The organism is Rhizobium sp. BE258 (assembly GCF_031457345.1).
GTDB lineage: Bacteria > Pseudomonadota > Alphaproteobacteria > Rhizobiales > Rhizobiaceae > Rhizobium.
Map to the genome: position 1 here is coordinate 188118 of NZ_JAVDWL010000007.1, position 19699 is coordinate 207816.

Below are 19699 nucleotides of genomic sequence, written 5' to 3' on the forward strand. Positions count from 1 at the left end.
TTAGGCGGGAATTGAGCGAGCGCAAGTGCAAAAAGCCCGGTTTCTCGCACCTGCAAAAGGCTCTGGAGACCGCGGACGGGCTATTGACTCCTCAGGAAAGAACGTCAATTGGAGGCGAAATCGCCCAAATGACATAATAGGGATATTGAAATGACGGTCGCTTTTACATTTCCGGGCCAAGGCAGTCAGGCTGTCGGCATGGGCAAGGAGCTTGCCGAAAACTTCGCCGAAGCCCGTGCGGTATTCGATGAAGTCGACGAGGCGCTCGGCGAGAAGCTGTCGTCCATCATGTTCGAAGGTCCCGAAGAGACGCTGACGCTGACGGCAAACGCCCAGCCGGCGCTGATGGCCGTCTCCATGGCCGTGATCCGCGTGCTGCAGGCCAAGGGCCTGGATCTCAAGTCGAAGGTTTCCTGTGTCGCCGGTCACTCGCTCGGAGAATATTCCGCTCTCTGCGCCGCCGGCACGTTCTCGCTGGCCGATACCGCCCGCCTGTTGCGCATCCGCGGCAATGCCATGCAGGCCGCCGTGCCCGTCGGCGTCGGCGCCATGGCGGCGATCATCGGCCTCGAACATGCCGATGTGATCGCCGTTTGCGAAGAAGCCTCGGCCCTCGGTTCGGTGCAGATCGCCAACGACAATGGTGGTGGCCAGCTGGTGATTTCAGGTGAGAAGGCGCCTGTCGAAAAGGCGGCAGCGCTCGCCACCGAAAAGGGCGCCAAGCGCGCCATCCTGTTGCCGGTCTCTGCTCCCTTCCATTCGACGCTGATGGCGCCTGCCGCCGATGCGATGCGCGAGGCGCTTGCGGGTGTTTCGAAGTCCGATCCCATCGTGCCTGTGATCGCCAATGTGCGCGCAGCACCGGTCACCAGCGCAGACGAGATCGCCAATCTCCTCGTCGAGCAGGTCACTGGCCAGGTCCGCTGGCGCGAAACGGTGGAATGGTTTGCCGCCAACAATGTCACCACGCTCTATGAACTCGGCTCCGGCAAGGTGCTGACGGGTCTGGCGCGCCGCATCGACAAGACGGTCAATGGCATCGCAGTCAACACGGCCGCCGATATCGACGCGGCCATCGCCGCCCTCATGGCCTGATCGGCCCCACCAGACATAAGGAACGCCCCCATGCTCGATCTTACCGGCCGCAAGGCTCTCGTCACAGGCGCATCCGGCGGCATCGGCGAGGAAATCGCCCGCCTCCTTCACAAGCAGGGTGCCATCGTCGGCCTGCACGGCACGCGCGTCGAGAAGCTGGAAGCGCTGGCAGCCGATCTCGGCGATCGGGTCAAGATCTTCCCGGCAAACCTGTCGAACCGCGACGAAGTCAAGGCGCTCGGCGCCAAGGCCGAAGAAGAGCTCGGCGGCGTCGATATCCTCGTCAACAACGCCGGCATCACCAAGGATGGTCTGTTCGTGCGCATGAGCGATGAGGACTGGGACAGCGTCATCCAGGTCAACCTGACCTCGACCTTCCTGCTGACCCGCGAGCTGACGCATCCGATGATGCGCCGCCGCTTCGGCCGCATCATCAACATCACCTCGATTGTCGGGGTGACAGGCAATCCGGGCCAGGCCAATTACTGCGCCTCCAAGGCCGGCATGGTCGGCTTCACCAAGTCGCTGGCGCAGGAAATCGCCACGCGCAACGTCACCGTCAACTGCGTTGCGCCGGGCTTCATCGAAAGCGCCATGACCGGCAAGCTGAACGACAAGCAGAAGGACGCGATCATGGGCGCGATCCCGATGAAGCGTATGGGTACGGGCGCCGAAGTGGCATCCGCCGTCGCTTATCTCGCATCCAACGAAGCTGGCTACATGACGGGCCAGACGCTGCACGTAAACGGCGGCATGGCCATGATCTGAAACGGGAAACCGGCCCTCCCGGCGTTTTTCACGTCAATAGCGTGTTGACCAATCTGGCGGGGTTGATTTTCTGGCTTTGCGGCAGACATAAACCATGTTAAGCGGGCCAATGACTGTGAACAGTCGTCCCGGGAAACAAGGCGAACCGGCAGGCTTTCAGCCAGCCAGGGACACCGCAAGCCGGGCCAACGAGTTTGCTGAACGCGTCGAGAAGGCGCGGTAGGCTGAAAACAGGGTAGGGGTGCCAGAAGGCACTCTGATCAGGACATAAGGTCGAGGAAACCGACATGAGCGATATCGCAGAACGCGTAAAGAAAATTGTTATTGATCATCTTGGCGTCGATGCCGACAAGGTTGTCGAAGGCGCAAGCTTTATCGACGATCTGGGCGCTGACTCGCTCGACACCGTCGAACTGGTCATGGCATTCGAAGAAGAATTCGGCGTTGAAATTCCTGACGACGCAGCTGACTCGATCCTGACGGTCGGCGATGCAGTCAAGTTCATCGAGAAGGCCCAGGCTTAATCCTGAGCGATTTTCAAAGGGCGGGCCACGAGTCCGCCCTTTTTATTTGGGGCTAGGCCCAACTCAAAGAAAGACGATAGGCGGGGGCACTCGATGAGACGGGTCGTTATCACCGGTACCGGCATGGTATCACCCTTGGGATGCGGAACTGAAATTACCTGGAAGCGCCTGCTCGAAGGTCAAAATGGTGCCCGCCTGGTGACCGAATTCGAGGTCGAAGACCTTCCCGCCAAGATCGCCTGCCGCATTCCCGTCGGCGACGGCACCAACGGAACATTCAACGTCGATGAGTGGATGGAGCCGAAGGAGCAGCGCAAGGTCGATCCCTTCATCATCTACGGCATGGCGGCCGCCGACATGGCGCTCAAGGATGCCAACTGGCATCCGCAGACCGACGAAGACCAGATCGCCACCGGCGTTCTGATCGGCTCCGGCATCGGTGGCATCGAAGGCATTGTCGAAGCCGGCTACACGCTGCGCGACAAGGGTCCGCGCCGCATTTCGCCCTTCTTCATTCCCGGCCGTCTGATCAATCTCGTGTCCGGCCAGGTTTCGATCCGCCACAAGCTGCGCGGTCCGAACCACTCCGTCGTCACCGCCTGCTCGACCGGTGCGCACGCCATCGGCGATGCTGCCCGTCTGATCGCATTCGGCGATGCCGACGTCATGGTTGCCGGCGGCACGGAATCGCCCGTCAGCCGCATTTCGCTCGCAGGCTTTGCTGCCTGCAAGGCGCTGTCCACGCAGCACAACGACAGCCCCACCAAGGCATCGCGCCCTTACGACAAGGACCGTGACGGTTTCGTCATGGGCGAAGGTGCGGGCATCGTCGTTCTCGAAGAGCTGGAGCATGCGCTCGCGCGCGGCGCCAAGATCTATGCCGAAGTCGTCGGCTACGGTCTCTCCGGCGACGCTTATCACATCACTGCACCGTCGGAAGACGGCGAGGGCGCGCAGCGCTGCATGACCATGGCGCTGAAGCGCGCCGGCCTAACGCCTGCCGATGTCGATTACATCAACGCCCACGGCACCTCGACCATGGCCGATACGATCGAGCTCGGCGCTGTCGAGCGGCTGGTCGGCAATGCCGCCTCGAAGATCTCGATGTCCTCGACCAAGTCGGCGACCGGCCATCTGCTGGGTGCCGCCGGTGCCATCGAGGCGATCTTCGCGACGCTTTCCATCCGTGACAATGTCGCGCCGCCGACGCTCAATCTCGACAACCCTGAGCGGGAAACGGCGATCGACCTCGTGCCGCACAAGGCTCGTCAGCGGGAAATCAATGTGGCACTGTCGAATTCCTTCGGATTCGGCGGTACCAATGCATCGCTGGTTCTGCGCCGCTACAGCGCGTAACGGCGCTTTTTGGCACAGCACGAAGGCAGGGCCGGCCCCTTGTGGAGACGGCCCACCTGTTTTTTGCCGTATTGCTTCTTAAAAAGCAGACGGGGCCAAATATAGAGGATTGCCGGGTGAGCGACACGAACCAAGGGAACGAAACGCCGGGTCAGGGCGACCAGCAGGCGCAGAACGGCCGGATCATTCCGAAATCGCCGACTGAAGCGCTGCGCCCGGAACGCGTTCCCGAGCCGCCGAAGCGCTCCAAGAAGGCTCGTAGCCAGGTCGTCATCTTCCTGAATTTCGTCATGACCATTGTGGTGCTCGGCTGCGCGGCGGCCGTCTTCGCGTTCTATTACGCGATCTCGAGCTACCAGGATCCCGGTCCTCTCGAAACCAACACCAATTTCATCGTTCGCAGCGGCGCCGGTCTCTCCGAGATCTCGAGCAACCTCGAGCGCAACAACATCATCTCTGATGCCCGCATCTTCCGCTATCTGACGGCGACCCATCTGAACGAGGGCGAGAGCCTGAAGGCCGGTGAATACGAGATCAAGGCCAAGGCCTCCATGAACGACATCATGGAGCTTCTGAAGTCTGGCAAGTCGATCCTCTATTCGATCTCCTTCCCCGAAGGCCTGACCGTCCGCCAGATGTTCAACCGTATGAATGACGACCAGGTTCTGGAAGGCGAGCTGCCGACCGTGCTGCCGGCCGAAGGCAGCCTGCGCCCCGATACCTACAAGTTCTCCCGCGGCACCAAGCGCAGCGAGATCGTCGATCAGATGGCAGCGGCGCAGACGAAGCTGCTCGACCAGATCTGGGACAAGCGCGACCCCTCGGTGCAGCTGAAGTCCAAGGAAGAGATGGTGACGCTCGCCTCGATCGTCGAGAAGGAAACCGGCGTGCCGGATGAGCGCGCCCATGTCGCCTCCGTCTTCCTCAACCGTCTCGGCAAGGGCATGCGCCTGCAGTCCGATCCGACGATCATCTACGGTCTCTTCGGCGGCGACGGCAAGCCGGCCGACCGGCCGATCTACCAGTCGGACCTGAAGAAGGACACACCCTTCAACACCTACATCATCAAGGGCCTGCCGCCGTCGCCGATCGCCAATCCGGGCCGTGATGCGCTCGAAGCCGTCGCCAACCCGTGGAAGACCGAGGATCTCTATTTCGTCGCCGACGGCACGGGCGGTCACGTCTTTGCGGCAACGCTCGACGAGCACAATTCCAACGTCAAGCGCTGGCGCAAGCTGGAGTCTGACAAGGGCGCCGACCCGAACATCGCCGTCGACGGTCAGCCCGAAGCACAGGCGGATGCGCCTGCCGCCCAGAAGAAAAAGAAAACCAACTGATTTCGGAGATTCGGATGGCTTTGCAATCCATGACCGGTTTTGCGCGGCGTGAGGGAACGAGCGGCCGCTGGCGCTGGGCATGGGAGCTGCGGTCCGTCAACGGCAAGGGTCTCGACCTGCGCCTGCGCCTGCCGCCTGGCCTCGAGCGGATGGAAGTCGATGTCCGCCGTATGACGGGCGAGGCCTTCAGCCGCGGCAACATGCAGGCCAACCTTTCGGTGTCTGCCGGAGAGAACCGCTTCGAGACCGTCCTCAATCAGGAAGCGCTGGCGACCGTCCTGACGATGCGCGATCAGCTGGCCGGCATCATCGATCCGGCGCCACTGAAGCTCGATACGCTGCTGTCGATACGCGGTCTCGTGGAATTCCGCGAAACCGAAGACAGCGAAGAAGCGGTCACGGCGCGCGACGCTGAGGTTATGAACGGCCTCATTGCCGCCCTTGCCGATCTGAAGCTTATGCGCGAGCACGAAGGCGCCGCGCTGTCGCGCATCCTCCTCGATCATGTCTCAACCATCGAGACACTGACCAGGACTATCGAGAGCGATCCGTCGCGCTCGCCGCAGGAAATCGCCGAGCGGCTGAAGGCGCAGGTCTCCCTGCTACTGGAGAGTTCAGCCGCATTCGACCGCGACCGGCTTCACGCGGAAGCCGCATTGCTGGCGACGCGAGCCGATCTTCGCGAGGAAATCGACCGGCTCAAGGCGCATGTCGCCGCTGCCCGCGAATTGCTGGCAAAAGGTGGCCCTGTCGGCCGCAAGCTGGATTTCCTTGCACAGGAATTTAACCGGGAATCGAATACGATCTGTTCGAAATCGAATGCTTCGGCGGTCACCGCCGCCGGCATTGAACTGAAAGTCGTCATCGACCAGTTCCGCGAACAGGTCCAGAATCTGGAGTGATCCATGCAACCGACGAAAACGTCGCCCATTCAGATCGCACGCCGCGGCCTGATGCTTGTCATCTCGTCGCCGTCAGGCGCCGGTAAATCGACAATTGCCCGCACGCTCTTGGCGCAGGATAGCCAGATCGGCCTGTCAGTCAGCGTCACCACGCGTCAGCGCCGCCCGAGCGAGGTCGAGGGCATCCACTATCGCTTCGTCAGCATCCGCGAGTTCGAGGTGCTGCGCGATTCCGATTCGCTGCTCGAATGGGCCGAGGTTCACGGCAATTTCTACGGCACCCCGCGCCAGCCTGTCGAAAAGGCAATGGGCGAGGGCCGCGACATGCTCTTCGACATCGACTGGCAGGGCGCCCAGCAGCTGCAAGAAAAGATGTCGGCCGACGTCGTCTCGATCTTCGTCCTGCCGCCGACCATGACCGAGCTGCAGTCCCGCCTGCACCGCCGCGCGGAAGATTCCGAAGAAGTCATCGCTCAGCGGCTGGCCAATTCCCGCGCCGAAATCGGCCACTGGCGCGAATACGACTATGTCATCGTCAACGACGATCTCGAAAAAGCTTTCGATTCCGTGCAGTCGATCGTCAAAGCCGAGCGTCTCCGCCGCGACCGCGGCCACGGCGTCTTCGATTTCGTCACCAAGCTGCTGGAAGAGACGCCGGTTCTCTGAGGGGACGGTTTTGATTTGGCCTGAGCGCCGCTCTCCCTCATTCCTGTGCTCGTCACAGGAATCCAGCCACCGCGCGTCTGCGCGGTGAATGACCCGTTAGCCTGAAAAGAAGAGTCTCCCGCGCCCCAAGGACTTGGGCGCGCTGGATCCCTGTGAGTCCCGTAGGCGCAGCCCTAAGGGCGCAGGGATGAGAGGACGGCGTAGAAAGTCCCCTTACAGGCTATTCGCCAACAAACAAAACTCATCCACCGAAAGCGTCTCCGCCCGCCGCTGCGGATCGATGCCGGCCTTGGCCAGCAATGCCTCTCCGCCAATCGGCTTCAAGCTCTGGCGCAGCATCTTGCGGCGCTGGCCGAAGGCAGCATGCGTGACACGCTCCAGATTGGCGACGGAGCAGGGGATCGGATTTTCGCGAGGCGTCAGATGCACGACGGTCGACGTCACCTTCGGCGGCGGCGTGAAGGCCTGCGGCGAGATGTCGAAGGCCATGTGTGCCTGCGTCCGCCAGCCTGCGAGCACACCGAGGCGGCCGTAGTGATCGTCGTGTTCGGTTGCGACGATCCGCTCGCCGACCTCCTTCTGGAACATCAGCGTCAGCGATTGCCAGAACGGTGGCCATTTTCTCGGCAGCAGCCAGTTCACCAGTAGCTGGGTACCGACATTGTAGGGCAGGTTGGCGATGATCTTGACCGGACCGCCGGACGCCATGGCCTCGAAATCGGTCTTCAATGCATCGCCTTCCATGACCTCAAGACGGCCCGGATAGTGATCGGCTATTTCGGCAAGCGCCGGCAGGCAGCGCGGATCGCGCTCGACGGCGATCACTTTCTTGGCGCCGAGCGCCAGGATCGCCCGCGTCAGGCCACCAGGCCCGGGGCCGACCTCGAATACGGTCGCATTCTCGAGGTTGCCGGCGGTGCGGGCAACCTTCTGCGTTAGGTTCAGATCGAGCAGGAAATTCTGGCCGAGCGCCTTGCGGGCATCGAGCCCGTGACGCTGGATCACGTCGCGCAGCGGCGGCAAGCCGTCGAGTGCAGCCATCAGCGATGGCTCTCGGCATTGCGTCCGAGCTGAGCCGCGAGCTTCAGCGCTGCCACGAGGCTGTGTTCGCGGGCGATACCCTTGCCTGCGATACCGAAGGCGGTGCCATGGTCGGGCGACGTGCGTACGAAGGGGAGGCCGAGCGTGACGTTGACGGAATCGTCGAAGCCGAGCGCCTTGGCCGGGATCAACGCCTGATCGTGGTACATGCAGATAGCGACGTCATAGCGGGCGCGGGCTTCGTTGTGGAACATCGTATCGGCGGGCAGTGGGCCGATGGCGTCAATGCCTTCCGAGCGCAGCTGCTGGATCGCCGGATGGATGATGTCCTCGTCCTCTCGCCCCATCAGCCCGCTCTCGCCTGCATGCGGGTTGAGCCCGGCGACGGCAAGACGCGGCTGCGCGATGCCGAAGCGGTCTCTGAGATCAGCATGGGCGATGCGGCAGGTTTCAGCGATCAATTCGCCAGTGAGCGCCTGGGGCACATCCTTGATCGGAATATGGATAGTGACGGGAATGGCGCGCAGTTTCGGCCCAGCCAGCATCATGACGGGCGTGAGAAGCTTTCCGGTCGCGCGTGCGGCGAGATCGGCTAGGAACTCGGTATGCCCGGGAAACTTGAAGCCTGCTTCGTAGAGAACCGACTTCGCGATCGGATTGGTGACGACACCGAGCGCCTCGCCTTTCTGGGTCAGCGACACGGCGGTCTCGATCGCCGCGATCGTTCCGGCGGCCGTCGAAACATGCGGCTCACCCGCAGCAACTTCGACACCGGCAGGGATCGGAAGCACCGGTAGCGCGTCAGCGAATATCTCAGCCGCTGACGCGGCGTCGGCATGGCGGACAGGCACAATGAGATCCAGCTGCCTTGCACGGACCGCAAGCACATCTGGATCGCCGATGAAGAAGAACGGCGCCAGGCCGAGTTCGCGGCGGCGCAGCCACGCCATCAGCGTGATATCGGGGCCGACACCAGCCGGATCACCCTGCGTCAGCGCCAATGGTCGCGAGAACGGGACTGTCATGGTGTCAGCGATAAATGATCTGCGCCTTCGAGCGCAGTTCGTCGAGATACTTCTTGGCGTTCTCGTCGGTCGGCGATTCCTTGTTGGACTTCGCCTTGTCGAGATCTTCCTGGCGGAACACCATTTCGGCCGCGGTATCATCAGACACCTGACGCTGGCTGCAGATCGCCAGATACTCGACGCCCTTCTCAGTGACGCGTGTCGTGGTCGTGTTGCCCTTCGCCTGCTCGATGAGCGGCTTCCAGTCAGCCGGTAGCTGCGGTGCCAGCATGCGGCCGAGATCGCGTACGGAAACGTCACGCATCGTCGCTGCAAAGACCTTGGCCTGATCGCATCCCGGATACTTGGCGCGCGACGCATCCGCCTCGCTCTTGCGCTTCGCCGTGATCCCCTTTTTTGCCGGCGGGACGACGAAGATCACCTGCTGCAGCATATATTCTGTCGTTTCAGGCTTCTGCTTGTTGTTGTCCATCATGCGCGACACGAGATCGCTGCTCGACATGCGGGCCGAAGAGCCGTAGCGAGCATTGACCAAGCGTGGCCAGCTCATCTGGACGGCGATGAACTGCTTGAAATGATCGGGGCCGACGCCGGCTTTGGTCAGAATATCGGTCAACTGGGCGACCGTCAGCTTGTTGCCTTGTGCAAAGCGCGCGAAGGACTGATCGACGTCATCCTTGGAAACCGACATTTTGACGCGAGCGATCTCCTGACGCTTCAGCGTTTCATCGACCAGGGATTCCTGCGCTGTCTTTGCATCCGCCTTCTGATGCTGAAGCCGCAGGAAGGCGACGCGCTTGGCGACGTCGCCGCTGGTGATCGCCGTCCCGTTGACGACGGCCTTGACTTCGCTCGCTGCAAAAGCGGGCTGGTAGGCTGCCGCTGCGATGCACATCGCAGCGCCTGCAAACAATGCCGTTACGGCCTTTCTGGCGCCAAACATCTATCGACCCTTCCCTAGACGGCACAGTTCAATGCGCGCCTATTTCCTTCCATCGCGGCAACCGGACAGTCATTCCAGCAGAAATGATGCTTTCCTATGCCTCAGATAATTGCTGACGGCAATGTCCTGCAAAACTGTTGCGGCGAAAGAAAGGCTCTCTTTCTTTCGCCGCCACGTCATCTGTCTTAGTTATTATAGATTTTCGTATTCGGGTTGTCGAAATCGCCGAGATTGATGTCACCGAGCGTCCGCAAAGTCAGCCGTGCGCCGATTGTCCAATCGCTTGCTGATTCATTGCTGGTATCGCGCTTGTCGGTATAGGCGATCGTGAAGATCGTGCATTCATCCTCGTAGGAGAGGCCGATGCTCTTCTTCGAAATGACGTCATTGTTGAGATCCCAGGCGATACCACCGAAGATCGACCAGTAGTCCTTGAACTTGACACTCGCCTTCGTCTGGATTTCATCCGCGTCTCTGGACAGACCGTAGTCTGGTTGCGCGGTGATGTGGGTGTAGATCAACTGGCTCTGGAATGTGTCATTCTGGAAGCCGGCGGTGAAATCGCCGCGGCGGAACGACAGGTCTTTTTCGTCGAGACGATACGAGGCAGCCAGCGCCAAACCCTGTGGCGTCTCGATGCCACCGAGGCCGACATAGTCGGAACGTGCGGTCTCTAGGCCGGACTCACTGCCGACATTGACCAGATCCGGGCTGGCAAACGAGTTCTCGCCGGCCAGCTGATAGGATTGGCCGAAGATGCCATGCAGTTTGTAGCCGTTGTCGAACGAGCCGGTATATTGGAAGCCAATATTGGCGCGCGTGCCGCCTTCAATACGGTCGTAGCCCGAAAATTTGTCACGATCGAAGAGGCTGGTTGCGTCGAAGACGAAGCTCTGCGCGTCTTCGTTCGGAAATGCGCCTGAAAGAGGCTCGTCGGGACGCGCGTAAATCTGTGCGATCGGCTCGATTACATGCGTGCTGTTGGCAGTCGTGATCAGGAATGGATAGCGCGCCTCGATGCCTGCAGTGACCATTCCACGCATGGCGGCGTTGCCATTGTCAAAGTCGCCAGCGTAATTGGCTCCAGCAATAGAATTGGGACCATCCATATTCACGGATAGGGCATCGGCACGCGCGGCAAGCAACGGTGTGATGAGAACGCCAGCCGGCGTCACGAAAGTACGCTTCCATTCCAGTTCGCCACTCAGGCGGCTGTATTGCCCCTTGAGCGAGAAACGGTCCTCGCCGAGAGGGTTGTCAAAGAAGTCGTCGTGCGTGCGCGAGATGTTGGTCAGGTTGACATCGAGCGACAACTCGCCACCAGCCAGCGGCTGCGGCGCTACATAGTGATAGTCCATCGTCGGGTAGACGATCGCCTGCTGCTTCTCGGACTCGCTCTTGGGGTCAGAATTTTGCACGTCGAAATAGAAGGCGCGCATATCGAAGTAATTGCGCTTCCCAAGACCGGTCAGGTAGACTTGGTTGGTCTTCGTCGATCCTGAATAGCCTTTCAGCTCGTATGTCCGCGAGAAGTTGTTGTCCGACTGGTACATGACGTCCCAGCCAAAACTCCAACGCGGATTGATCTTGAAGCTCGCAGTTGAACCAATCATGCCGCGATCGTTGCGCTGGTCGCTGGTGCCTGGCGTAAAGCTTTCTGGATTCAGCTGATTGATGCCAGCGATCCGAAGCGTATGGGTGCCGTTTTCAAAGCGCTGCCGGAACTCGGTATCGAGCAGGAAGCCCTGCTGCGTATAGCCGGTGCCAGTTACCGTCGCGTCCATGCTCGGAGAGAAGACGTAGTAATACGGAACAGAGAGGCCGAAGCCCAGATTCTCCGATGTGCTCATGGTCGGGAACAGGAAGCCCGACTTGCGCTTGACCGTGTTGTCTGGAACTTCGATCCAGGGAAGATAGGCAATCGGCGTGCCGAGAAGCTCCAGCCGCGCGTGTTCAAGGCGGATCGTATGCTTTTCGCCGTTCTGAATGACGCGCCGGGCCTTCACCTGCCAGAATGGCGCCTTGTCCGGCTGTTCGGCGCATGGAAGGCAGGCCGTGTAGACGCCCTTGTTGAGAATCATCTCGGTGCCGCCGACGCGCTCGCCGCTTTCGGCCACGATGCGGGTATTGTCGGCCGTCTCGATACGCAGCGCGTTGACGAAACCGTTGGCGAAGTCGTCGGTCACATCGAGCTTGTCAGAATACATCCGGTTGCCATCGGGACTGATCATCTCGATGTTGCCCAGCGCCATCATCCGGCCGGTCTTCTGGTTGTATTCGACGCGCTGGGCCACAAGCTTGTAGCCAGCGTAATTGATCTGGACGCCGCCGATCACCGAAACGATCTGCGAGTCCTTGTTGTAAATCAGTTCGTTGGCCGAAAGCACAAGCTTTTGACCAGCTTCAACCTTTGGCTGGAGCGTCTGCGATGCCTGATTTTCCTGTGCGAAGACTTCTGGAATGCTTCCGGAGTAGCTAAGCAGAGTTGCGCCTGCAAGCAGGGCAACCAACTGTTTACTCAAAGTCTTGCGGTTGCCTGCCGCCACTAGCCATCCTCCTGATGAAGCAGAATCGTTGCACCGAATGCGAGCGCGACGACTACTGGAATCCAAGCCGCCACGAAAGGCGGTACGACTCCGCTGCTTCCAAATGCTTTCACAAGCACGGTCAGCACATAAAGCACGAAGCCTGAGAGGATTCCACCCAGAATCACGGACCTCGATTGGTTGAACCGGCTAAATTTTAGGGACACTGTTGCAGCAATGAGAGTCATCGCCACCAGCAGCAGCGGTTGCGACAACAGTGAGTGGAATTGGGTCTCCAGCGCCTTGGTCGGTACGCCGAACGACTTCGCGATTGCTATTCTGTTTGAAAGGTCAAAGAAAGCAATGGTTTCAGGCGGCGTAAGGCGCTCTCTGACAAAGTCCTGCTTCAAATTGGTACGCAGTTGTAGCGTATCCTTACGCTGCACGATTTCGCCGGGCCGACGCTCGATGACGTCCTTAAGAAGCCAGTAACCATCTTCCAACTTTGCCGATTTCGCGTCCTGCCTGAGGATCACTTCTCCATCGGAATTGAAGTGGACGAGCACGGCGTCCATCAGCAGCGTTCCATTCTCGACAATCGATTTTGCCCCGATGATCACATCATCTTGGCCGCTGATCTGCCGAATCCACGGAATCTGCGATGACGCGCTGGCAATCTTGTCCTCCCCGCGCCAATCAGTCTCGAGCAAAGCCGCTTGGCGCTGCCCCCAGGCGGCAATGGGATTGATGACCGTGATCGTGAACGCTCCGAGCAGCAGGGCTCCGGCAGCAAACGGTGCCATGAATTGCCAAACCGAGATGCCGGCGGCACGTGTCACCACAAGCTCATATTTTCGGTTCAACCCGATCAGAACTGTCATGCCGACAAACAGCGCGATAAAGGGAATAGTTTGCTGAAGCAGCAGAGGCAGTCGCACAGCCGTCATCACGAGCCCGCTGGCAACCGTATAGCCCGGCAGGCCGGACATTCTCGTCGCCGTTTCGCTAAAGTCGATCAGGAAGACGATACTGATGATGCCGAGGAAGAACCAGATCGTGGTCGTCATATAGCGGCGAAAGAAATAACGTCCGAGTGTCCCGAAAATCATGCGTTCCCTCCCGAATTTCCATTCTTCCTGGGAAGATAGGAGGATGCGGCCGTTCGAATCCAAAGCCAAACGCCTCCGATGCCCGCGGTCACAGAGAAGCGTCCGTGAAGGTTCAGGAACACGATGGAAATCACCGAGGCGACGACCGGAATGCCGTAGAGGATGGCGATAAACGTGGGGCGGGTATCTATCTCGTTTGCCGCGTAGAAGGACGCCCAGCGAAGCGCAAACGAAAGGCTGAGCGCTCCGATCATCGGGTGGAGCCGCGCTTGGCGGTGGGAGCGCGCATCGCCGGCAATCACCAGCGATATCAGGGCGAAGACGAAAGGCAGCGTCCAATCCGTCAGGCGCCGGTGCAGCTCAGCGGTGTAAGCTCCTGGTCTCGCGATATAATCCTTGTCTGTCGTATCAGGATTGAGCAGGTAACCCAGGTCCCGGTCACTGGCGCGCAGCGTCGCCTGGCCACGGTTTTCAGTCAGATCCGACAGGTCAAATGAATAGGAATCGAAGCGAATGATCGAAACGTTCCCATCACGCGTCTTTCGCTGAACTTCGCCGTCCTTCATCAGCAGCGACGTGCCGCTCGGATCGACAGCACCCTCACGGGCATAATAGATCATGTCGAATGCGGGATCGCGTTCGTCGACGACGAACAGGCCGCGCAACACGCGCCCTGCGAGGCGTTCGGAGATCTGAACGAAGAGGCCGTCATCGATTTTACGGAAGTTTTTCTCTTCGATGACTGTAGAGAGCAGGTCAGCGTAGGTCTCGGCGACCATCTGGCGCACGCCGGTCTTGGCCTTCGGCTCGACGACGTTGTCGACAAAGAACGAAAAGACGCTGATCAGCGCGGCGAGCAGCAGAATGGGACGCACGAGGATGCTGCGCTTGGCGCCGGCGGCATCGATGACTGTGAGTTCGGAATCGTTGTTCATCGTCGTCAGCGTCTGGGTAATGCCGATAACGAGCGCGAAGGGCAGGACGACGGGAATGATCGAGGGAAGGATCAGTGTCGCGAGCATCGCGAAGGATCCAACCGACTGACCACTGTCGGTTACGAGATTGACGCGTTGCAGCACCTGAGTCGTCCAGATGATCGCCAGCACTGGCAACAGCGCTACTAGGAACATCTGGCCGACACGCCGCAATATGTAAATCTCGAGAAGTTTCATGCCTGCCCTTGGTCGGTCTGCGAGGCGAGCGCCTTGCAGCGGAATCCATCTACGATGTTTGTTTCGCTTTTGCGACCTGTCCGCTTGAAAAATTCATTCAAATTTCAGAATTTTTTGACCGGTGTGACGAATCTGTGAAGGCATAGATCCCGGCAAAGACGACGACCGCAAGCAGCCAGCCGAGCACGATGTCGGAGAGGAAATGACCGCCGAAAGCAAGCCGCATCACTGGTGTCAGCAGCGAAATCGCCAGTATTGGCAGAAAAAGGCCTGTTCTGGCCGGTTGCGGGATGAAAATCAGCAGACAGAGCAGCCATCCGGCGCTCGCCGCTTCGCCGGAGATGAAGGAACAGTTGCTGACGCATTTTCCCGCAAAGGATCCGGCCCGCACGAAATCCATCATGCCGCCGAAATCGATCACGGACACAGGGCGAGGGCGGCCCCAATGCTCCTTCAGGATCACATTGACGATCAGTCCCGGGCCGATCAGCAGCGAGCTCAATGCGATCTTCAGATTGCGTGCCCGTGCGGCCTTGAAGGTCGAGCCATGCTGCGTGTAGCAGGCGATCAGCATACAAAGCTGGATGATCGCGACCACATAAGGCAGCCGGAAGAAGATTATCCGCAGGTTCTTCAGAAACCAGTTATTGGCCGCCATGAACGCGCCGCAAATATCGCCGGCCTGCGAGGTGGCGTCGCAGGTTGCAGGTGTGAAGAAATAGCGCGAGGTGGCAAGGTCGATCTGTGGGAATGCCGAGAAGATGATCAGCAGAACCCACCAGAGACAGAACAGCGCCACGAAGATGTCCGTTGCTGCAGGCGGAAAGCCGATTCTCCGGTCTGATATATAGGTCTTGAGGGCTGCTATCACTGGTAACGTCTTCCGTTCTCGGAGCCTTCCTGCGGCGCGGTGGCTTTCTGCCTTGGCGGCGTGGATTTGTCCATGGGCTTCCGATCACGTCTTGTTTTCGCCCCTGAAACCCGGAATGATCGCCGCCAAACGGGATTCCTTTGCGAATCCGCAGGGAGAAGACATGTCTGTTAAATTCGATATTTCATTCGCTAAATCGGCCAAGATCAGCGGCGGTCTTGCCGTGCTTCTGAAGGCAGGCGATGGCGAACTGGCAGCCGGTGCCGAAATTGCTGATCCGGCCGGCATCATTGCCAAGGCTTCCAAGATTGCCAAGTTTTCGGCCAAGGCGATGTCGGCGCTCGATCTCGTCGCGCCCGAGGGCTCGCCCGCCGACCGCCTGTTCGTCATCGGCATCGGCAAGCCGCAGGACCTGACGTCGCATGATTGGCTGAAGCTCGGCGGCATCGCCGCCGCCAAGATCAAGGGCGCCGACAAGGCGACTATCTTCATCGATGCGCCAGGCGCTGCCATCACTGCAAAAGCCGCCGCCGACTTCTCGCTCGGCATGCTGCTACGCGCCTACAGCTTCGACACCTACAAGACGAAGAAGTCGGAAGAAGACGAGAAGGCCAACGGCAAGTCGGCGAAGATCACCATCGTCACCGCGGATGCGAGCGGCGCCAAGAAGGCGCTGGCGGATTCCGAGGCAGTTGCCGAAGGCGTCAACCTGGCCCGCGATCTCGTCAACGAGCCGCCGAATGTGCTGGGTCCGGTCGAATTCGCCGCCAAGGCCAAGGAGCTGGAAAAGCTCGGCGTCGAAGTGGAAATCCTGACCGAGCGCGAGATGAAGCGGCTTGGCATGGGCGCGCTCCTCGGCGTCGCGCAGGGCTCCGTTCGCCCGCCGCGCCTCGCCATCATGCACTGGAAGGGCGGCAAGGCGAAAGACCGGCCGATCGCCTTCATCGGCAAAGGCGTCGTCTTCGACACCGGTGGCATTTCCATCAAGCCGGCTGCCGGCATGGAGGACATGAAGGGTGATATGGGCGGTGCCGCCGCCGTCATCGGCCTCATGCATGTGCTCGCCGCCCGCAAGGCTGACGTCAACGCCGTCGGCATCATCGGCTTGGTCGAGAACATGCCGGATGGCAACGCCCAGCGCCCGGGCGACATCGTCACTTCGATGTCCGGCCAGACCATCGAGATCATCAACACCGATGCCGAAGGCCGCCTCGTGCTTTGCGATGCCCTCTGGTATTGCAATGACCGCTTCAAGCCGCGTTTCATGATCAATCTGGCGACGCTGACCGGCGCCATCATGGTGGCGCTCGGCAATGTCCATGCCGGCCTGTTTTCGAACGACGATACGCTCTCGGCGCAATTGACCTCTGCCGGTCTCGCGACCAACGAGAAGCTCTGGCGCATGCCGCTCGGGCGAGACTACGACAAGATGATCGATTCCAAATTCGCCGACATGAAGAACACCGGCGGCCGTTATGCCGGTTCGATCACCGCCGCCCACTTCCTGAAGCGTTTCGTGCAGGAAACCCCGTGGGCGCATCTGGATATTGCCGGCACCGCGCTCGGCTCGCCGCAGGACGAGATCAACCAGTCCTGGGGCTCCGGCTTCGGCGTCCGGCTGCTCGACCAGCTTGTCCGCGATCACTACGAGGCCTGATCACAGGCCAGAATGCAGGCATGACCGAAGTCCTTTTCTACCATCTGACGGAATCCAAGCTGGAGGACGCCCTGCCGCCGCTCGTCGACAAGAGCGTCGAGCGCGGCTGGCGTGTTGCCATCCAGCTCAAGGAGCCGGCGCGGCGTGATGCGCTCGATGCGCATCTCTGGACCTACCGTGAAGAAAGCTTCCTGCCGCACGGCACGGATGAGACCGAGCAGGCCGCAAGCCAGCCTGTGCTCCTGACGGTGACCGGCGACAACGCCAATCAGGCAACGGTCCGCTTCATCGTCGATGGCGCCGAGCCGCCGGTGGCCGATCCCTACGAGCGGATCGTCTTCATGTTCGACGGTTACGATCAGGAGCAGCTTGAAGGCGCGCGGGCCCAGTGGAAGAAGCTGAAGGGCGAGGGGCATACCCTGACATACTGGCAGCAGACGCCGGAGGGGCGCTGGGAGAAGAAGGCGTAGCCGCGCCGCTCAGCCGTCCCGCTTGAACGTCCACTTCACGACATAGTCGCCGTTGCGCTTCAGCTTTGCCTTGGTTTTCAGCGTCACCGGCCCGCCGAGTGCGGCTTCGGCCTTCTCGAAGGCGTGCCGGGCCTCGGCCATGGCGGCGTGATAGGCGCTGTTGTCGCGCTTCGGGCTGTCGGCGACTTCCTTGAGGAGGGCGGTCATTTCCGCTTTGCTTTCGGCCATCTCCGCCCTCGCTTTCAGATAGAGATGCGGCGCTCAGACGCCGCAGTGCCCTGTGATCAATCGTCGAAGGCTTCCACGAACTTGCGCTTGCCGAGCATGAAAGCGTCGGCAACATGGCGCAGCGGTGCCAGATCGACGTCGGACTGGCCGGCCTTGATGATCTCGGCAAAGCGACGGTAGAGCGACGGATATTCCTCTTCCTGTGCGGAGAACGTCAGTTCGCCGTTGACCGAGAGCTTCGAGCCGCCTTCGGCAAGTTCCATCCGGCCCGCTGAGGTCTCGGCGATGATGTCCCAGCTCTGCTTGCCGGTCTGGCGCCAGTCGAGTTCGCCGTGGACGGTCATCGCTCCGGCGTCGCGGAAATGCAGGTCGGCAGCGATCGGCGCATCGCGGTTCTCAGGGAATTCCAGCGTTGCGCCGGTAAGGAAGATCGCCCGCGGCAGGATGTGGGTGACGATCGACAGTGCGTTGATGCCGGGGTCGAAAACGCCGAGGCCACCTGCCTGCCAGATCCAGTCCTGGTTCGGATGCCAGTGACGGACATCTTCCTTCCAGATGACGTGGACGTTGTTGATCTCGGTCTTGGCGAGAAAGTCCCTGGCGGCCTCGACGGCTGCGGCATAGCGCGAGTGCCAGCTGGCAAACAGCGAGACACCCTTCTTGGCGGCCAGCGCTTCGAGGTCTGCCACTTCGCTCAGCGTTGCGCCCGGCGGCTTTTCGAGGAAAACGTGCTTGCCTGCAGAAAGCGCCTTGTACGCCGCTTCATAGCGGTATTGCGGCGGCATGCAGAGCGAGACGGCGTCGATCTCCGGAACCGCTGCCAGCATCGCTTCGATCGTCGTGAAGCTCTGGATGCCATCCACGGTGCCATGGCGGCTCGCAGTGGCAACGAGCTTGTAATCGGCATTCTTGGCGATGGAAGGAAGATGCTGGTCGCGGACGATCTTGCCGACGCCGACGATGGCGAGGTTGATGGGGGACATGACGGGTGTTCGCTCCGGTGTTTCGCTCAAAAGTATGATTTATTGGGCGCTTGTTTTATCAGAATGCTACAGCCGGGCAAGCCGTCATGTCACCCTCAAAGCGAGGCCATTTCGACGGCGCGGCTATCTTTCTTGTACTTCAGCGTCACCACCTTGTAGCCCTCGGCTTCCAGCCGCGCGAGCAGGGCAGGGAGCATCGCCGCGGTGCGCTTGTGGATGTCGTGCATCAGGATGATGCCGCGGCCGCGCTGGCGAAGCCGGTTCATCGCGCGATCGGCAACCTGTTCCGGCGTCGAGGTGAAATAATCCTTGGTATCGACATCGACATCCATGACGATCATCTCGCGCGCCGCGACGGCACCGCGAAGCTTGCGGCTGTCGGCGAGATAGGGGAAGCGGAAGAAATTGACGTCGGTGCCGGTTGCCTTGGTCACGGCAGCCTCGCCGCGGGTGATCTCGGCGATCGCCTGGTCGAAGGACAGCGTGTTGAGGTTCGGGTGTTTGTAGGTGTGGCTGCCGATCGTATTGCCTTCCATGGCAACGCGGCGCGCCAATTCCGGATGCAGTGCGGCATCTCGCCGACCATCATGAAGGCGCCCTTGACGCCGAAGCGGTCGAGCGTTGCCAGCACCCGGTCGGTCCGGCCGGGGATCGGGCCGTCGTCGAAGGAAGGCACGACTTCCTTCGGCTCGAGCTTCAAATCCTTCAGCGAGGAAACCGTCAGCACGCGGCCGGCTAGATGGTGGCTTTCGCCGAAGGCCAGATTGGCGGGCTTCGGGAAACCGGCTTCGCTCTCTTCGGTCTTGATCGAAGACGTCTTGACCGTCTTGTCGGGAGCAGGCTGCTTGGTCGTCTGGCAGCCGCAAAGGGCAAGCGAGATGAGGACACTCGAAAGAAGGGCGATACGGGACATGAAAGGGGCTCAACAAATCAGTAATGAATGTTGAGACAACCTTTCGAATTATGGTTAACGATCGGTTTAAATCGGATGCCCGGGCGTTAACTTGTGCCGTTCTGCCGCGGCCTT

General features: G+C 60.4%; 18 protein-coding genes and 1 pseudogene. 9 read left to right on the forward strand and 10 right to left on the reverse strand.

What is annotated here, in order from left to right:
• Window positions 1–150: 150 nt before the first annotated feature.
• From fabD to gmk, 7 genes are all read left to right on the forward strand, one after another.
• Window positions 151–1095, forward strand: a complete 945-nt coding sequence (gene fabD / locus J2X43_RS23535) for an ACP S-malonyltransferase (RefSeq protein ID WP_310298117.1) — start codon at window positions 151–153, stop codon at window positions 1093–1095.
• 30 nt (window positions 1096–1125) lie between these two features.
• Entirely contained in the window at window positions 1126–1863 is a 738-nt protein-coding gene (fabG, locus tag J2X43_RS23540; protein ID WP_112390863.1) for a 3-oxoacyl-[acyl-carrier-protein] reductase, read from the forward strand.
• Window positions 1864–2150: 287 nt separating this feature from the next.
• Entirely contained in the window at window positions 2151–2387 is a 237-nt protein-coding gene (locus J2X43_RS23545) for an acyl carrier protein (protein WP_003502080.1), read from the forward strand.
• 93 nt (window positions 2388–2480) lie between these two features.
• Complete coding sequence (fabF, locus tag J2X43_RS23550) at window positions 2481–3743, forward strand: beta-ketoacyl-ACP synthase II (RefSeq protein WP_112537525.1); 1263 nt, start codon at window positions 2481–2483, stop codon at window positions 3741–3743.
• A 116-nt stretch (window positions 3744–3859) separates the two neighbouring features.
• Window positions 3860–5080, forward strand: a complete 1221-nt coding sequence (mltG, locus tag J2X43_RS23555) for an endolytic transglycosylase MltG (RefSeq protein WP_112390865.1) — start codon at window positions 3860–3862, stop codon at window positions 5078–5080.
• A gap of 14 nt (window positions 5081–5094) precedes the next feature.
• A complete protein-coding gene (locus tag J2X43_RS23560; RefSeq protein WP_310298122.1) occupies window positions 5095–5982 on the forward strand; it encodes a YicC/YloC family endoribonuclease in 888 nt (295 codons plus the stop codon).
• A 3-nt stretch (window positions 5983–5985) separates the two neighbouring features.
• On the forward strand, window positions 5986–6648 hold the full coding sequence (gene gmk, locus J2X43_RS23565) for a guanylate kinase (RefSeq protein ID WP_112390867.1): 663 nt from the start codon (window positions 5986–5988) through the stop codon (window positions 6646–6648).
• Between the two features lie 213 nt (window positions 6649–6861).
• Here the strand turns inward: gmk and rsmA are convergent, their stop codons facing one another.
• The 7 genes from rsmA to J2X43_RS23600 all read right to left on the reverse strand — a co-directional run bounded on the left by rsmA (window position 6862) and on the right by J2X43_RS23600 (window position 15331).
• Window positions 6862–7689, reverse strand: coding sequence for a 16S rRNA (adenine(1518)-N(6)/adenine(1519)-N(6))-dimethyltransferase RsmA (rsmA, locus tag J2X43_RS23570; RefSeq protein WP_310298127.1), 828 nt, complete (start codon window positions 7687–7689; stop codon window positions 6862–6864).
• Complete coding sequence (pdxA, locus tag J2X43_RS23575; RefSeq protein ID WP_310298133.1) at window positions 7689–8714, reverse strand: 4-hydroxythreonine-4-phosphate dehydrogenase PdxA; 1026 nt, start codon at window positions 8712–8714, stop codon at window positions 7689–7691. The genes rsmA and pdxA overlap by 1 nt, the downstream gene beginning before the upstream one ends.
• A 4-nt stretch (window positions 8715–8718) precedes the next feature.
• Window positions 8719–9657 (reverse strand): peptidylprolyl isomerase, encoded by a 939-nt coding sequence (locus J2X43_RS23580; protein WP_310298135.1) that lies wholly within the window; start codon window positions 9655–9657, stop codon window positions 8719–8721.
• A 185-nt stretch (window positions 9658–9842) separates the two neighbouring features.
• Window positions 9843–12203, reverse strand: a complete 2361-nt coding sequence (locus J2X43_RS23585) for an LPS-assembly protein LptD (protein ID WP_310298137.1) — start codon at window positions 12201–12203, stop codon at window positions 9843–9845.
• Window positions 12203–13291, reverse strand: a complete 1089-nt coding sequence (gene lptG / locus J2X43_RS23590; RefSeq protein ID WP_112517068.1) for an LPS export ABC transporter permease LptG — start codon at window positions 13289–13291, stop codon at window positions 12203–12205. Before lptG ends, J2X43_RS23585 begins: the two co-directional genes overlap by 1 nt.
• Window positions 13288–14463 carry an LptF/LptG family permease gene (locus J2X43_RS23595; RefSeq protein ID WP_310298140.1) on the reverse strand — a complete coding sequence of 392 codons (1176 nt, stop codon included), beginning with the start codon at window positions 14461–14463 and terminating at the stop codon, window positions 13288–13290. The genes lptG and J2X43_RS23595 overlap by 4 nt, the downstream gene beginning before the upstream one ends.
• A 97-nt stretch (window positions 14464–14560) precedes the next feature.
• The gene (locus J2X43_RS23600; RefSeq protein ID WP_405049641.1) at window positions 14561–15331 is read right to left on the reverse strand and encodes a phosphatase PAP2 family protein; all 771 of its coding nucleotides are present in this window, start codon (window positions 15329–15331) and stop codon (window positions 14561–14563) included.
• Between the two features lie 166 nt (window positions 15332–15497).
• On the opposite strand from J2X43_RS23600, the gene J2X43_RS23605 reads away from it, so the two are divergent.
• Complete coding sequence (locus J2X43_RS23605; protein ID WP_310298147.1) at window positions 15498–16991, forward strand: leucyl aminopeptidase; 1494 nt, start codon at window positions 15498–15500, stop codon at window positions 16989–16991.
• 20 nt (window positions 16992–17011) lie between these two features.
• Entirely contained in the window at window positions 17012–17461 is a 450-nt protein-coding gene (locus tag J2X43_RS23610; RefSeq protein WP_310298150.1) for a DNA polymerase III subunit chi, read from the forward strand.
• Between the two features lie 9 nt (window positions 17462–17470).
• On the opposite strand, the gene J2X43_RS23615 is transcribed toward J2X43_RS23610, so the two are convergent.
• The 3 genes and pseudogenes from J2X43_RS23615 to J2X43_RS23625 all read right to left on the reverse strand — a co-directional run bounded on the left by J2X43_RS23615 (window position 17471) and on the right by J2X43_RS23625 (window position 19585).
• On the reverse strand, window positions 17471–17689 hold the full coding sequence (locus J2X43_RS23615) for a hypothetical protein (RefSeq protein ID WP_112390891.1): 219 nt from the start codon (window positions 17687–17689) through the stop codon (window positions 17471–17473).
• A gap of 56 nt (window positions 17690–17745) precedes the next feature.
• The gene (locus J2X43_RS23620) at window positions 17746–18672 is read right to left on the reverse strand and encodes a Gfo/Idh/MocA family oxidoreductase (RefSeq protein WP_310298153.1); all 927 of its coding nucleotides are present in this window, start codon (window positions 18670–18672) and stop codon (window positions 17746–17748) included.
• Between the two features lie 95 nt (window positions 18673–18767).
• Window positions 18768–19585, reverse strand: a pseudogene (locus J2X43_RS23625) (polysaccharide deacetylase family protein).
• Between the last annotated feature and the right edge of the window lie 114 nt (window positions 19586–19699).

Coding starts and splice junctions, on each gene's coding strand:
- gmk (WP_112390867.1), top strand. CDS start 5,986: ATGCAACCGACGAAAACGTCGCCCATTCAGATCGCACGCCGCGGCCTG.
- J2X43_RS23605 (WP_310298147.1), top strand. CDS start 15,498: ATGTCTGTTAAATTCGATATTTCATTCGCTAAATCGGCCAAGATCAGC.
- fabG (WP_112390863.1), top strand. CDS start 1,126: ATGCTCGATCTTACCGGCCGCAAGGCTCTCGTCACAGGCGCATCCGGC.
- rsmA (WP_310298127.1), bottom strand. CDS start 7,689: ATGGCTGCACTCGACGGCTTGCCGCCGCTGCGCGACGTGATCCAGCGT.
- fabD (WP_310298117.1), top strand. CDS start 151: ATGACGGTCGCTTTTACATTTCCGGGCCAAGGCAGTCAGGCTGTCGGC.
- J2X43_RS23595 (WP_310298140.1), bottom strand. CDS start 14,463: ATGAAACTTCTCGAGATTTACATATTGCGGCGTGTCGGCCAGATGTTC.
- J2X43_RS23580 (WP_310298135.1), bottom strand. CDS start 9,657: ATGTTTGGCGCCAGAAAGGCCGTAACGGCATTGTTTGCAGGCGCTGCG.
- lptG (WP_112517068.1), bottom strand. CDS start 13,291: ATGATTTTCGGGACACTCGGACGTTATTTCTTTCGCCGCTATATGACG.
- J2X43_RS23545 (WP_003502080.1), top strand. CDS start 2,151: ATGAGCGATATCGCAGAACGCGTAAAGAAAATTGTTATTGATCATCTT.
- pdxA (WP_310298133.1), bottom strand. CDS start 8,714: ATGACAGTCCCGTTCTCGCGACCATTGGCGCTGACGCAGGGTGATCCG.
- J2X43_RS23615 (WP_112390891.1), bottom strand. CDS start 17,689: ATGGCCGAAAGCAAAGCGGAAATGACCGCCCTCCTCAAGGAAGTCGCC.
- J2X43_RS23620 (WP_310298153.1), bottom strand. CDS start 18,672: ATGTCCCCCATCAACCTCGCCATCGTCGGCGTCGGCAAGATCGTCCGC.
- J2X43_RS23560 (WP_310298122.1), top strand. CDS start 5,095: ATGGCTTTGCAATCCATGACCGGTTTTGCGCGGCGTGAGGGAACGAGC.
- fabF (WP_112537525.1), top strand. CDS start 2,481: ATGAGACGGGTCGTTATCACCGGTACCGGCATGGTATCACCCTTGGGA.
- J2X43_RS23610 (WP_310298150.1), top strand. CDS start 17,012: ATGACCGAAGTCCTTTTCTACCATCTGACGGAATCCAAGCTGGAGGAC.